Here is a 13,626-nt window from a genome sequence, read left to right as displayed (position 1 = left end):
ATTTAAAGAAACGGAGGGTGAAAAAATGGACTTTCTCGAGATTGAACAGATCAATCATACTTATTTTACCAAAAACACTGCAAACACGGCCCTCTCTGATATTACCTTAAGCATTAAGGAAGGGGAATTTGTCTCCTTCCTTGGCCCAAGCGGCTGCGGAAAGACTACGCTTCTGTCCATTATAGCAGGCCTTATAGAACCCTCAGAGGGCAAGGTCTCTCTTGAGGGGCGCCCAGTCAATGTTTCTGAACGGAAGATCGGTTATATGCTCCAGCAGGACTATCTGTTCCCCTGGAAAACAATCGAGGAGAACATCTTGATCGGCTTAAAGCTTGCAGGAGAAGACACCGGAAGCAAAAGGGATTATGCTTTCAGCCTGCTTGCTGAAATGGGATTATCCGGTGTTGAAAAACAGTTCCCCAAACAGCTGTCGGGAGGCATGCGCCAGCGGGTGGCCCTGGTGCGCACCCTTGCTGCTGAACCAAAGCTGCTGATGCTCGACGAGCCCTTCTCCGCCCTTGACTATCAGACTAAACTGAAGCTTGAAGACCTTGTCTCAGGCACGCTGAAAGCTTTCGGAAAAACGGCCATCCTTGTGACACATGATATCGGCGAGGCCATTGCCATGAGCGATAGGATATTCATGTTTTCCCCTCGCCCCGGAAGGCTCCATAAAACCTTCCACATCCCGGATGAACTGCGGAATCTAAGCCCTTTTCAGGCCAGAAGCCATTCTTTATATTCTACATTGTTCCAGACTGTATGGAAGGAGATGGAGTCCCTTGAGTCAGAATAACAGGATTGAAGCCCTGCATCTTGAATACAAGAAGGGGCTGAGAAGCGAGAAAAGGCGGGTCCGCTTTTTTCAGCTGGTCATATTCGCTTTCTTTTTTGCCGGCTGGGAGATATTCAGCAGGAACGAATGGATCAATCCGCTGATTTTCAGCTCGCCATCAAAGGTATGGGAGCTGTTCCTGTCCAAGCTGAGCGACGGCTCTCTCCTGGCCAACCTCGGAATCACCCTTTCGGAAACTGTGTTCGGCTTTGTCCTGGGAACCTTCCTTGGCACATTGCTGGCTGCCATTCTCTGGTGGTCTCCTATCATCCAGAAAATACTGGATCCGTATCTTGTCATACTGAATGCCATGCCCAAGGTTGCTCTCGGGCCAATCCTGATTGTTGCCCTCGGTCCGAGCTTTACATCCATCGTCGCCATGGGCGCCATCATATCAGTCATTATTACAACCATAGTCGTTTATACATCCTTTAAGGAAGTGGATCCCAACTATCTGAAGGTGCTCCAGACCTTTGGCGCCACCAGGGCCCAATGCTTTAAGGAAGCCATCCTTCCAGCTTCCTTCCCTGTCATCATCTCCACATTGAAGGTCAATGTCGGCCTGTCCTGGGTCGGAGTGATTGTCGGAGAATTCCTGGTTTCTTCAAAAGGACTTGGCTATATGATCATTTACGGGTTCCAGGTATTCAACTTTACGCTTGTCATGCTGTCGCTCCTCATCATCGCTGTCTTTGCCACTATTATGTACCAGCTTGTGGATCTGCTCGAGAAAAAACTGATTAAAAGCTGAATGTTGCCATCCTGGTCGTTTCAATTTTCCCCTGCCCTTTAATGGGGCTGTTGATTTGCGTTCCAGGCACTTCGCTTTCCGCGGGGCGGCGCTGAGCCTCCTCGTCGCTGCCGCTCCTGTGGGGTCTCAGCCTTGCCGCTATCTCCCACAGGAGTCTACGTGCCTTCCACTCCAATCAACAAAGTTTTTTAAAAAAATTGGGTCAAGGTTGCAGTCTGCTTATATTTATTGGTAAAACGTTTATGTTAAAAACTAAAAAAATGAAGCGGGAAAGCACCGCAGCAGATACCGACTTGCCGGCTTGGGAGTACCCTCCGACCGCCAATTTTGATGCACTTGCCAATCGGAAGGCTGTTTCCCTTCAAAGCTGTCCTTCCACCATTTCAATGCTCCTTTTTACCACGTCATCCTTCATGATGAAGCTGAAGCGGCTGTCCATCCTCTCCGCCAGCAAATCCCCTTTAAATAGAACCGGTCCATCCGTCTCCAGATAAGAATCCTTTTTCTCCAGCTCTGCTGCATGCCCCCAGTAAATGGCCTTTACAAAAGACAGGCCATCCAGCTTTACCTCATATTCGCCGATAAACCGCAGATCATCAAGCAGGGCTCCTGTCTCTTCCCGGACCTCTCTCCTCGCTGCCTCTTCAATCGTTTCTCCCGCTTCACATTTTCCGCCCGGGAACTCCCAGCCCCTCTCCTGGTGATCCGTCAGAAGCCAGCTATCTTCATACCGGCATATGACAAGGACATGCTTTGCTTTTTCAAGGAATGATCCCTTCTGGAAAGACAGTCTGACAGTCCCCCCATTGTAATCTTTGAAAACTTCCATTCAAGTCCACTCCTGTTTTCCTTTTTCTCTATTATAGAAGAAGCTTTCAGCAGGAAACCACTTTCGCAGCGCATACAGGTAAATTTTTCATATAAAAACAGATTAAGCTCTTCCTAAATAGGGAAAGGACCTGTGAATCCATACAATTTTCCTATGAAACTCGCAGTGGATACATAAATATCCCTGTATAGGGCGTATTATAAAGGGAGGGAGCGTAATCAGGATATTTATATTTAGGCTTAATGGACCATATTAGGCAATTCTCGAAACTTTTCGGCAAACCGTCCGTAAAAAAGATAACAAATACTAACAGAGGAGTGTATATTTTGAAAAAAATTCTATCATTAGCAGCTAGCCTTATCCTTTTATTCATGCTGGCAGCATGCAACCAGACGGCTGCCCCTGTCAGTGAGAGCAATAACTCAGATGAAAATGGCACGGCTGCAGAAAATGGCGAAACAGCAGAGAATGAATCTGACCTTACGCTTGAGGAAGTTTTGGATAAAACGACAGAGGCTTCAGAAAACCTAAATAGCTTTTCGGTCGATATGACAATGGATCAGATGATCAGCGCCGGCCAGGAGGAAGAAAACATGAATATCAGCTCTGATATCCAGATGGATGTCGTTACAGAGCCAATGGCCTTTTACCAAAAAACGGCCATGTCCCAGGACCAGTCCGGTGAAACTTATGAGACTGAAAGCTATTTTACTGAAGAAGGCATGTTCATGTATGACCCTGCTGGAGAAACATGGATGAAGTTTCCCAAAGAAATGTCAGACCAGCTGATCCAAATGTCCGGTCAGCAGACAAATCCGGCTGAAGAATTAAAAAAGCTGCAGGAATTTACAGATGACTTCACATTTGAACAGGACGACAATCATTTCATTCTCAAACTGAAAGCATCAGGAGAAAAATTCACTGAACTTATGAAAGAAACAATGGCTGATACACTGCCGCCGGAAATGGCTGCTGATGAAGAAGTATTTAACAATATGAAGATTGAAAACGTCGATTACACCATTCTGGTTGATAAGGAAACTTTCTATCCTTCATCACTGAATATGGATATGACTATGGAAATGGCAGTTGAAGGGCAGACAGTCTCACTCAATCAAAAAATCGAGGGCAAATACTCAGACTACAACGAGGTAAAAGAAATCACAATCCCTCAAGAGGTTTTGGACACAGCAGTTGAAATGGAGATGTAAAATAGCAAACATAATCGGGGCGGGGAAAGATTTCCTTGCCCCTTTTTTGTATTTTATTGTGAAAAGTCTTTTTACCTGCATAGGGCATCGTGCGCTGAAGTTCAACTAAAAAAATCCTTCCTTTAATGGGGCTGTTGATTTGCGTTCCAGGCACTTCGCTTTCCGCGGGGCGGCGCTGAGCCTCCTCGTCGTACCTCCTGCGGGGTCTCAGCTTTGCCGCTGCAATCCCGCAGGAGTCTACGTGCCTTGCACTCCAATCAACAGGGCTTTGAAATAAATTGGGCAACTGTACCCCGCAGGCCAGACAGGAAAACAGATCCAATGAAAAGACTTGACTGTTAGAAATATATTCGTAAAGCACAGTAGTAACAAGATACTTCTTATACCTTCCTCATTCGCCTGAAACGAAGTATAGGAAACTTTTTTAATTTCTCCCCCCAAGAATACCCATCTCATCAATATGCTTCCTGGCTTCTTCATCCCCAAGCTCATAAATCATTTTGTATGCCCCGGCCAGGCCTTCATCATAGGCATCATTCTCCCGGTCATAATGATACTGGACATACGGAACATGGGCACGGAAGAAATTCTGCCAGTCAGTTGAGTGATTCTGGTCAAAATACTCCCTAAGCCTGGTGATTTCTTCGTCATTGGCCTCTATTTTAAAATTCCAGGGCGAACTGTCCGAACTCTGGGATATTTCTCCGCTGGCAACGCTTATATAATACACTTTCCTATTTTCCATCCTGGTCATCCCCTTTTTATTTCCTTCTTATCTTTGTTTCCCTCAAGGAAGGCAATTTTATTCTCGGGGAATACTTTTCATAATGAAGGGTATTTACTAAATATAATATAGAAAGACTGGCGGGCAGGATTTTTCCTGGCCGCCGCGAATATACATTAGCAATCCATCTTGAGGAGGTGTACCATATGAAAATTGTTGACGAGCTCTACGAATTGTACCGCGGAAAGCTGACAGGGGATGAGGAAGACATTGATATGCTTGCATTCGCTTTTCTTGAGGAAATGAGCTATGATGACCTTCTTTCCCTCCTGAAGGAAATGGATAAGCAGGAGCTTTACAGCCTGATGGGCCTTTATTTAATCGAAAGCCTGAAGGGCAAATTTGCCAATGAGGACTACGGCCAGGAAAGGCATCCGATATTTCCTCAGCGGAATATTCATTAAATTGATACATAAATAGAGAAAGGAAAAGCCAGTAGTATCATATATCCAGGCTGCTCCTTTCTCTTCTTTTTTTGCATACCAAAAAAGCATCCGGCAGCTGCCGGATGCTTTTTATCCTTATCCTAAGAATGCTTTGAACATCCAAATATGCTTTTTCAAGCTCTGCTTCACAGACAGCAGCATATCCGCTGTGCCCTCATCATTTGCCTCTTCAGCAATTTCGATGGCACTTTGCAGTTCATCCTCCATCTTGATGAAATCATTGCAGATGCTCCTGACCATATCCTCTTCTTTTTCAGAGCCTGACGCTTCTTCAACAGAAGCCATTTCAAGGCATTCCCTCATCGTAGCAACAGGGCTGCCTTCCAGGGCAAGCACCCTTTCAGCAAGAACATCGATATGTTCATTTGCCTCGTTGTACAGCTCCTCAAATTTTTCATGAAGGGTAAAGAAGTGGCGGCCCTTTATGTACCAGTGGTAATTATGGAGCTTTACATATAATACCGTCCAATTGGCCACCTGTTTATTAACTGCTTGTACTAATTGATTTGACATACTATCAACCTCCCTTCTTTATAGTACCCACCCTCCGTTTTTTAAAAACATGCTGCTGCTTTTTTTATGAAAACCCACCAGGCCAATGTTTCATGATAAAATACGAATATTGGAAAACCCGCGATTATCAGGCAATTTAAAGGGAAAAATACAGAAGCATGTGGGCAGCTGTTCTTCCCGTCTATTCAAAAGGAGGGAAATCATGTATATCATTTTAATTATCAGCATCATTATTGTTTTAGTCGTACTGCTCCTGAGTGTAGTCACAACCTCCAAGGCATATACGTATAAACATACCGTCGATCCAATTGAGAACAACCCCCACCTGAAAAATGAAGAGGGGGAAAATACAGAAGCAGAGCAAACAGAGACAGAAAACAAGGCTTAAACACCTATTCTAATTGCCATTTGAAACGGTGCATAAGCGGCCGGCACTATCCTATTATTGATGCCGGCCGTCAGACTACTGGATGCAAGCGGTTTTGCCTTAGCAGGGAGAGTGTTTTTCATGGATGTTTATTCGATATTTATCAGTCTGATTTTTGTGCTGAATGTGATTTTTGCCATCATTGTTATTTTCCTGGAGCGGAGGGACGCAGGAGGCACCTGGGCGTGGCTGATGGTCTTATTTTTCATACCGATTCTTGGTTTCATCATGTATTTCCTGTTTGGCCAGAACCTTGCGCGAAGGAAGATGTTTCAATGGGAGGACCGGGAAAAGGTCGGCATAGATGAAATGATCAGACAGCAGGTTCAATCAATTAAAAATCAATTGTTTTCCTTTCGCAATGAAACCATCAGGGACAGCTATGATTTGATCTATATGCATTTGATCAATAATGAAGCCGTCCTTACCCAGGATAACGAAGTTGAGATATTTACCGACGGAAGGAAGAAATTCGATTCTTTAATCGGCGATATAAAATCGGCACAGGATCATATCCATCTGCAGTATTATATTTTTAAAAAGGACAACCTCGGCAAAGGGCTTGTTTCCCTTTTAACCGAAAAAGCAAAAGAAGGAGTAAAGGTCAGGGTCCTGTATGATGAATTGGGCTCCAGAGGCGTGACTAAACGTTTCTTCAGGGAGCTGCGTGCAGCCGGAGGGGAAGTGGAAGCTTTCTTCCCGTCAAAGCTCCCTTTTATCAATATCAGGGTCAATTACCGCAACCACCGGAAGCTTGCCATCATAGACGGCAAGGTAGGCTATGTGGGAGGCTTTAATGTCGGAGATGAATATCTGGGACTGGATCCTTCCTTCGGCTATTGGAGGGATACCCACCTGAGGATTACCGGAGAGGCTGTCCACGCCATCCAGACAAGATTCATCCTTGACTGGAACCAGGCGTCACACCGCCATGATATCCATTATCATACCCGGTATTTTCCGGAAAGCGCCGGCAGCGGAAATATCGGGATCCAAATCGTCAACAGCGGTCCTGACTCAGAATGGGAACAGATTAAAAATGGCTATATCAAGATGATCAGCTCGGCTAAGGAGAGCATTATGATCCAGACGCCGTACTTCATCCCTGATGCGAGCCTGCTTGATGCACTTCGGATTGCTTCACTTTCTGGGGTAAAAGTAAAAATCATGATTCCGAATAAGCCGGACCATATGTTTGTCTATTGGGCAACTTACTCATACATCGGGGAAATGCTGAAAACCGGAGCAGAAATTTATATTTATGATAATGGTTTCATTCACGCCAAAACCATTGTGGTCGATGAAAAGATTTCTTCCGTCGGTACAGCCAACATAGATGTAAGAAGCTTCCGGCTGAATTTTGAGGTCAATGCCTTTATATATGATAAAGAGGTATCCGGCCAGCTTGCCGGCAAATTCCGTGATGATATTGAACTTTCCAGCCTGATGGATGCAGAGCGCTACAGCAAAAGAAGTTTTTACATCCGCCTTAAAGAATCCATATCGAGGCTGCTGTCGCCCATTTTATAATAGCTGACAGCAAAAAAACCGGCATTATGCCGGTTTTTGCGCACTGCGTTCTATTAAGCAAATACTTGCTTCAGATCTTCCTTGCTTTGATCCAGCCAGAAGCGCATAAGACGCTTTGCCCCTTCAAGGTCATGTAGCTTGGCCTGGCCGCACTGTTTTTCGTTTGCAGCCGGAATTTCAGTGATCTCAAGAGCATCCTTTAATGTATCTTCAAGCAAATCAATGATTTCTTCCACTGTCGGCTCCCCGCTGACAACAAGATAGTAGCCAGTCTGGCAGCCCATTGGAGAAATATCAATAATATCGAAATGATCGTATTTCTCTGCATGGGTACGGATATTAAAAGCAAGCAGATGTTCAAGCGTATGGATGGTGTCCGGCTTCATCGCCTGCTTGTTTGGCTGGCAGAAGCGGATATCGAATTTATTAACAACTCCGTCACTTCCCACTTTGTGGACACCGCAATGTCTTACATATGGAGCTTTAACGGCATTATGATCTAATTCAAAGCTTTCTACTGAAGGCATGTAATCACTCCTTATAAGTCTTAATTTCAATTATAACGCAAAAGCCGACTATTTTCATCAAATTAATATAGAATAAAATTCCCAGTCCGTTACCAGCATAACTATGCATGCAGATGGACTCTTATGATTCCAAAACAGTATAATCAATAATTATGATGTGGAAAGGATGAGGCAGTACATGCTTCAAAAGATGATGATCGGACTGATCCGTTTTTATCAGATTGCCATTTCGCCCCTTAAGCCGCCGTCCTGCCGTTTTTACCCGACCTGCTCCCATTATGGCCTGGAGGCCGTCAAAAGATTTGGCCCCTTTAAAGGGGGCTGGCTTGCTGTGCGCAGAATAACCAAATGCCACCCATTCCATCCTGGAGGCTTTGATCCTGTTCCTGAGAAAAACGAGAAATGACTATTGCCCGTACCCGTCAACCACCAGGTCCAGTTTTCCTGTTTCCGGATTGATGACAAGGCCATGGACCGGTACATCCTTCGGCATGAGCGGGTGCTTTTTGATCATATCGGCGCTGTGGGCGACACTTTCGCTTACGGAGCTGAATCCCTTAAGGAACTCTTCTACATTGATCCCTGAATATGCCAGCGTTTCAAAGGCAGACTCGTCCACGCCTCTCTTCTTCATTTCTTCAATCACAAGCTCCGGCTTGATGGCGCTCATTCCGCAGTCATGATGGCCGATGACGAAAACTTCGTCCGCCTGCAGCTGATAAACAGCCACCAGGATGCTTCGCATAATGCTGCCAAACGGATGGGCCACAAGCGCACCTGCATTCTTGATGATTTTGACATCCCCATTCGCAACATTGATGGCTTTTGGCAATAACTCAAGCAGCCTTGTGTCCATACATGTCAGGATCACCATCCGTTTATCGGGAAACTTTGTTGTTGCAAACTCCTCGTAACGCTTATTTTCAACGAAATCCTTGTTATGGTCTAATATTTGCTGTAACAGTTTCATAATATCCTCCTGTAGGCTTTATAATGATTCACTACCTTCTAGCATACATAATCCCGTTCTCTTAGACAAAATTTTTCCCTTGCTTTTCACAGAAAAATTTTGTAAGATTACTTAGTAAAATCGTAACGATTACGTATTATATAATCAACATTAAGAACATATGATCATGTATCACAATCAAATCGAAATAAATACGGTTTACTTATGAAAGGCGGTTATTATGAGAAAGTTAATCATGCTCCTCACCCTATTGCTGCCGGTCAGCCTTTTTCTGGCGGGCTGCGGGGACGGAAATGCAGACCAGGCGGAGGAAAATACAAAAAATCAGCTGAATGTGTATACAACGGTATATCCGCTCCAATATTTTGCGGAAAGAATTGGCGGCAGCTATGTAGATGCCCAAACCATCTATCCTCCGGGAGCTGACGAGCACACATTCGAACCCTCGCAAAAGGATATGATGGCTCTTGCCGATTCAGATCTGTTCATTTACATCGGCCTTGGCCTTGAAGGATTTGTGAGCAAAGCCGAAGGCACCCTCGAGAATGAGAATGTAACATTGCTGGCGGCAGGAGAAAATATTGATATGGCCGGTACAGAAGATGGGCACGCCCATGAAGAAGGAACAGAAGCGGAAGGCCATGAAGAAGACGGACACAGCCATGAAGATGACGGACACAGCCATGAAGATGATGGACACAATCATGGCGATGTTGATCCTCACGTATGGCTTGATCCTCTTTATGCTGCCGATCTGGCTGAAGCTATTAAAGATGAGCTGGCAGAGAAGATGCCGGAGCGCCAAAAGGAATTTGAAGAAAATTTCCAAAAGCTTGCCGCTGAACTGGATTCCCTCCACCATGAATTTAAGGAAACTATTGATTCTGCAAAACATAAAGAAATCATTGTCTCCCATGCAGCATACGGATACTGGGAGAAAAGATATGGTTTAGAGCAAATCAGTGTTTCAGGTCTCTCCACATCCAATGAACCAACACAGAAGGAATTGGAAAACATTATCAAAACAGCCAGGGAGCATGGCTTGAACTATATCTTTTTTGAACAGAATGTAAGCTCAAAACTGACGGAAATCGTCCAGAATGAAGTTGGCGCCAAATCGCTGCAGCTTCATAATTTGTCTGTGCTGACAGATGAAAATATCGATAATAAAGAAACCTACTTTACCCTGATGGAAAACAACCTGAAAGGGATAGAGAAAGCCTTGAATAATTAAGGATACAGCAGCAGGTAATATTCCTGCTGCTTTTTTATATGAGCGAAATTCACCTGTCATTTTCTTTCTGTTTTCAAGGAAATGTTTACATATTCCAGAATGAATCGCAGACACTATGTAAATGGAAGAATTGGCGAAAGGAAGATAAATATGAATGACTTGGTAATTGCGCGCTCTCTGTTTGGGACAACAATGGGTTTCCATATTATTTTCGCGACAATCGGCGTTGGGCTTCCGCTGATGATGCTGACAGCAGAGCTTATTTATCAGAAAACAAAGGACCATGACTATGTCATCATGGCAAAGCGCTGGACAAAAGCCTTTGCTGTCCTCCTCGGAGTCGGCATTCCGACAGGAACCATTGCGGGCGTTCAGCTCTCCCTGCTTTGGCCGGGCTTTATGGAAGTGATTGGGCGGGTCATGGCCCTTCCGTTCCAGATTGAGATTTATGCCTTTTTCATTGAAGCATTGTTTATGTCCATTTATGTCTATGCTGCTGAACGGATCCCTCCGTGGATGAGGATTTCGAGCCTTGTCCTCGTTGCACTCGGTGCATTTGCTTCTGCTGTCCTGATAACAAATGTCCATGCCTTTGAAGGGACACCGCAGGGCTTCAGGATTGAAAACGGAGAAATTGTAGACATTGATCCCTGGGCAGCCTTCTTCAATCCAAGCTTTCTCGTGACAGCAGGCCATGTGGCTGTTTCTGCCTATACAACAGGCGCCTTTGTAGTCGCGTCTGTGGCTGCTTTTAAGATGCTGCGCAATAAGTTCGGGACAAGGGTATATGATTTTCATAAAAAAGCACTCATGCTGAGCCTGATTGTCGGCGGCATTTTCTCATTGCTGACTGCCTTGAACGGCCATGCTTCCGCCCAGTATCTCCATGAGTACCAGCCGGAAAAACTCGCTGCCGCGGAGGGGCTTTTTGAGACGCAGTCACATGCCCCGCTTGCAGTCGGAGGCTTTACCGACCGGGAGACACAGGAGGTAAAATGGGGCATTGAAATTCCATGGGCGCTCAGCTTTCTGGCAGGAAACAGCTTTGACACAGTGGTCATCGGCCTGAACGATTTTCCGGAAGAATTGTGGCCGCCGCTTTTTGTCCATACGCTCTTCAATGGGATGGTGGCCATAGGCAGTCTGCTGATCCTCCTTTCCTTTGTAGCGTTTTTCTGGAATAAATTCTTAAAAAAAGACAGGTTCCCAAAAATATTTATGTGGGCGTTTGTGCTGTCCGGCCCTGCCGCTGTCCTCGGGATTGAATTCGGGTGGATTTTCGCCTGCACAGGCAGACAGCCCTGGACAATTTACCGGGTACTGTCAACTGAGGATTCGGTAACGACGGCCGGGAACCTTGGCATCTTATTTGTCCTTTTTGCTGCCGTTTATGTCATTCTCGGACTGACGGTTGTACTGGTGCTTCTGTATTATTTCAAAAGAAATACGGTACTCGACGATATCAACCGGACCAAGGAAAAGGGAGTCCCGCTGTATGGCTCCAATACATAAGGGGTGAGAAAGCATGTCAGATGCTCTATTAGCCATCACAATCCTGTGGGGATTTGTATTCATCTATGCTGTCATGGCAACGATGGATTTCGGCGCCGGCTTTTGGTCGATGGTCTATATGAAAAGGACCAAAACAAAGGCCACTAACATCGCCAACCGCTATCTTTCCCCGACATGGGAAGTGACGAACACTTTCATTGTGGCACTCGTCGTTGCAATATACAGCCTGTTTCCGGGCGCAGCTTACACATTGGGCACCGTGCTGCTTGTACCTGGGAGCATGATCCTTTTATTGCTGGCCATCCGAAGCGCATTTCTTGTGTTCTCGAACATTGCGAGTGACTATAAAAAGCCGCTCACCATCATATCCGGGATTTCGGGGATTCTGATTCCCGGCCTATTGATCAGTGTGCTGCCGATTACACACGGCGATTATATTGACTTTTCAGATGGCGGCCAGTCGCTTAATCTGGCCAAGCTTTTCACAAGCCAAAACGAGTATGCCTTTTTCGGCTTTGCCGTCAGCAGCACTCTGTTTCTTTCTTCTCTTCTTCTGGCCGATTATTCCAAGGCAGCGGATGAAATGGATGCTTACTATGTTTACCGCCGGGATGCCCTGATGATCGGGCCCGTATCGCTCTTAATGGGTGTTGTCATTATGCATACCCTCAGCCTTGAAGCTGCCTGGCTGTATAATAAAATGATCGAGGATATGCCCATTCTGATGCTGTCAGTAGGTTTATTTCTACTGGGAATCCTGGCGCTGCTCCTGCCTTCAGTTACAAAAAAAGGGACGAAAGGAATCCCAAGGCTTGCTGTCATCGCTGTCACACTGCAATATTTGGCAGCCAGTTTTGTTTACGGAAAGGCACATCTCCCATACATGGTCTATCCTGAGGTCACCATTGAATCAGGGTTTACAGACCCCAATTCATTCAGGGCCGTGTTTGCCACCTATATTGCAGGCTTTGCCATTCTTTTCCCGGGTTTTGTCTACTTCTGGAGCCTTTTTATGAAAGACAAACGCTACCTGAGGCAAAAGGGCAGCAAACAGCCGAACTAAAGCTTCCCTTTTTCTGTCACGTATTCCCACCAGCCGGGCAGCAAAAGCTAATGCTGTATCAAATACTTTAAGGAGTGAATACAGATGGCACAGGATGTACTATGTGAAGTAAACAACTGCACCTACTGGAAAAAAGGGAATAACTGCGGCGCCGACCAGATTTATGTTGTCAGCCATCATGGCGAACAGGCCGAGAACAGCCATGAAACGGACTGCAAAACCTTCAAGCCGCATGAATAGGAAATGTAAAACGCCAAGCCGGGAAATTTGTCCTGGCCTGGCTTTTAAATAGTCCATTCTCCTGTAACCAGCGCAGACAATTTCAGCTTGCCTTCTGCACTTTGCTGAAATACCAAGTACAGACTCCTCCAATCCATCCCTCCATATTTATCTGTTCCATTCTGATAAAACTCTACCGTTTTTGAATCAGGAAAGACTTCTTTAATATTATTCTTCGTGTTGCCTCTCTGCTGCACATCCCCCAATATGATCTGATCCGGCTCTGTAAATCCTTTATACCGGTCAAAATAAGCCTGCGGCACCGACCGGATGGGCTTGCCGCTTCCATCATGGTATCCCCACAAATATTCTTTTTCAATGCTGCTTAGATTCTCCATCTCTTCATTAGACAAGACGACTGCATCGCTTTCAATAAATTCGTATGGTGAAATCAACAGACCCTTCTCTTTAGAGACGTATTCTGAGATTGCGCCGTAGTTTTCATTTTCCAGCGCCTTCACAATGCTCTTTGCCATTTCTTCTGCCGATTGTTCAATTGGCTCATCATTTTTTTCATGCTCTTCTACCTGACCTTCCTTTCCGCCTTCTGGCTGCTGTCCATTTACATTCTCAGGACTGGCTGTTTCTTCCACGGCATCTGCTTCTTCCTTTGTACCATCCCCTGACCCGCCTTCTGAACATCCGGCTAAAAGGGCAGCAAGAAGAACAGCAGCAGTTAGTTTATGCACCATAGATTAACCTCCTTTCTGTTATC

General features: G+C 45.4%; 17 protein-coding genes. 11 read left to right on the top strand and 6 right to left on the bottom strand.

Annotation, left to right across the window (positions count from 1 at the left end):
- The first annotated feature begins 25 nt into the window (after nucleotides 1-25).
- Both CYJ37_RS26150 and CYJ37_RS26145 read left to right on the top strand, forming a co-directional pair.
- On the top strand, nucleotides 26-796 hold the full coding sequence (locus CYJ37_RS26150; RefSeq protein ID WP_009795290.1) for an ABC transporter ATP-binding protein: 771 nt from the start codon (nucleotides 26-28) through the stop codon (nucleotides 794-796).
- Complete coding sequence (locus CYJ37_RS26145) at nucleotides 783-1,586, top strand: ABC transporter permease (RefSeq protein WP_009795291.1); 804 nt, start codon at nucleotides 783-785, stop codon at nucleotides 1,584-1,586. The genes CYJ37_RS26150 and CYJ37_RS26145 overlap by 14 nt, the downstream gene beginning before the upstream one ends.
- Before the next feature lie 361 nt (nucleotides 1,587-1,947).
- On the opposite strand, the gene ytkD is transcribed toward CYJ37_RS26145, so the two are convergent.
- Nucleotides 1,948-2,415 carry an RNA deprotection pyrophosphohydrolase gene (gene ytkD, locus CYJ37_RS26140; RefSeq protein ID WP_101552965.1) on the bottom strand — a complete coding sequence of 156 codons (468 nt, stop codon included), beginning with the start codon at nucleotides 2,413-2,415 and terminating at the stop codon, nucleotides 1,948-1,950.
- Nucleotides 2,416-2,741: 326 nt separating this feature from the next.
- Here ytkD and CYJ37_RS26135 point away from each other — a divergent pair, with 326 nt between their 5' ends.
- Entirely contained in the window at nucleotides 2,742-3,626 is an 885-nt protein-coding gene (locus CYJ37_RS26135; protein WP_022544309.1) for a DUF6612 family protein, read from the top strand.
- 424 nt (nucleotides 3,627-4,050) lie between these two features.
- Here the strand turns inward: CYJ37_RS26135 and CYJ37_RS26130 are convergent, their stop codons facing one another.
- On the bottom strand, nucleotides 4,051-4,380 hold the full coding sequence (locus CYJ37_RS26130; protein WP_009795295.1) for a hypothetical protein: 330 nt from the start codon (nucleotides 4,378-4,380) through the stop codon (nucleotides 4,051-4,053).
- Between the two features lie 176 nt (nucleotides 4,381-4,556).
- Here CYJ37_RS26130 and CYJ37_RS26125 point away from each other — a divergent pair, with 176 nt between their 5' ends.
- Nucleotides 4,557-4,814, top strand: coding sequence for a DUF6154 family protein (locus CYJ37_RS26125; protein ID WP_009795296.1), 258 nt, complete (start codon nucleotides 4,557-4,559; stop codon nucleotides 4,812-4,814).
- A gap of 117 nt (nucleotides 4,815-4,931) precedes the next feature.
- Here the strand turns inward: CYJ37_RS26125 and CYJ37_RS26120 are convergent, their stop codons facing one another.
- Nucleotides 4,932-5,369, bottom strand: coding sequence for a Dps family protein (locus CYJ37_RS26120; RefSeq protein ID WP_009795298.1), 438 nt, complete (start codon nucleotides 5,367-5,369; stop codon nucleotides 4,932-4,934).
- A 202-nt stretch (nucleotides 5,370-5,571) separates the two neighbouring features.
- Between CYJ37_RS26120 and ytzI the strand changes: the two genes are divergently transcribed.
- Nucleotides 5,572-5,757 carry a YtzI protein gene (ytzI, locus tag CYJ37_RS26115; RefSeq protein WP_022544311.1) on the top strand — a complete coding sequence of 62 codons (186 nt, stop codon included), beginning with the start codon at nucleotides 5,572-5,574 and terminating at the stop codon, nucleotides 5,755-5,757.
- Nucleotides 5,758-5,817: 60 nt separating this feature from the next.
- On the top strand, nucleotides 5,818-7,326 hold the full coding sequence (cls, locus tag CYJ37_RS26110; RefSeq protein WP_374703169.1) for a cardiolipin synthase: 1,509 nt from the start codon (nucleotides 5,818-5,820) through the stop codon (nucleotides 7,324-7,326).
- 53 nt (nucleotides 7,327-7,379) lie between these two features.
- Here cls and CYJ37_RS26105 read toward each other — a convergent pair whose 3' ends face one another.
- Entirely contained in the window at nucleotides 7,380-7,853 is a 474-nt protein-coding gene (locus CYJ37_RS26105; RefSeq protein WP_009795301.1) for an S-ribosylhomocysteine lyase, read from the bottom strand.
- Between the two features lie 178 nt (nucleotides 7,854-8,031).
- On the opposite strand from CYJ37_RS26105, the gene yidD reads away from it, so the two are divergent.
- Nucleotides 8,032-8,259, top strand: coding sequence for a membrane protein insertion efficiency factor YidD (gene yidD, locus CYJ37_RS26100; protein ID WP_022544312.1), 228 nt, complete (start codon nucleotides 8,032-8,034; stop codon nucleotides 8,257-8,259).
- Here yidD and CYJ37_RS26095 read toward each other — a convergent pair whose 3' ends face one another.
- Nucleotides 8,260-8,823 (bottom strand): beta-class carbonic anhydrase, encoded by a 564-nt coding sequence (locus CYJ37_RS26095; RefSeq protein ID WP_009795303.1) that lies wholly within the window; start codon nucleotides 8,821-8,823, stop codon nucleotides 8,260-8,262.
- Between the two features lie 220 nt (nucleotides 8,824-9,043).
- On the opposite strand from CYJ37_RS26095, the gene CYJ37_RS26090 reads away from it, so the two are divergent.
- The 4 genes from CYJ37_RS26090 to CYJ37_RS26075 all read left to right on the top strand — a co-directional run bounded on the left by CYJ37_RS26090 (nucleotide 9,044) and on the right by CYJ37_RS26075 (nucleotide 12,872).
- Nucleotides 9,044-10,057, top strand: coding sequence for a metal ABC transporter solute-binding protein, Zn/Mn family (locus CYJ37_RS26090; protein WP_101552961.1), 1,014 nt, complete (start codon nucleotides 9,044-9,046; stop codon nucleotides 10,055-10,057).
- Between the two features lie 150 nt (nucleotides 10,058-10,207).
- Nucleotides 10,208-11,569 (top strand): cytochrome ubiquinol oxidase subunit I, encoded by a 1,362-nt coding sequence (locus CYJ37_RS26085; protein WP_022544313.1) that lies wholly within the window; start codon nucleotides 10,208-10,210, stop codon nucleotides 11,567-11,569.
- A gap of 13 nt (nucleotides 11,570-11,582) precedes the next feature.
- Nucleotides 11,583-12,632 (top strand): cytochrome d ubiquinol oxidase subunit II, encoded by a 1,050-nt coding sequence (locus tag CYJ37_RS26080; protein ID WP_101552960.1) that lies wholly within the window; start codon nucleotides 11,583-11,585, stop codon nucleotides 12,630-12,632.
- An 84-nt stretch (nucleotides 12,633-12,716) separates the two neighbouring features.
- Entirely contained in the window at nucleotides 12,717-12,872 is a 156-nt protein-coding gene (locus CYJ37_RS26075) for a DUF1540 domain-containing protein (RefSeq protein WP_009795307.1), read from the top strand.
- 44 nt (nucleotides 12,873-12,916) lie between these two features.
- On the opposite strand, the gene CYJ37_RS26070 is transcribed toward CYJ37_RS26075, so the two are convergent.
- Complete coding sequence (locus CYJ37_RS26070; RefSeq protein ID WP_101552958.1) at nucleotides 12,917-13,603, bottom strand: hypothetical protein; 687 nt, start codon at nucleotides 13,601-13,603, stop codon at nucleotides 12,917-12,919.
- Nucleotides 13,604-13,626 lie beyond the last annotated feature (23 nt).

This window comes from Bacillus sp. UMB0728, assembly GCF_002858875.1.
Classification (GTDB): domain Bacteria; phylum Bacillota; class Bacilli; order Bacillales; family Cytobacillaceae; genus Bacillus_AB; species Bacillus_AB infantis.
Note: the sequence above shows the minus strand (reverse complement) of the source record. Positions and strands in the feature narration are given on the sequence as shown.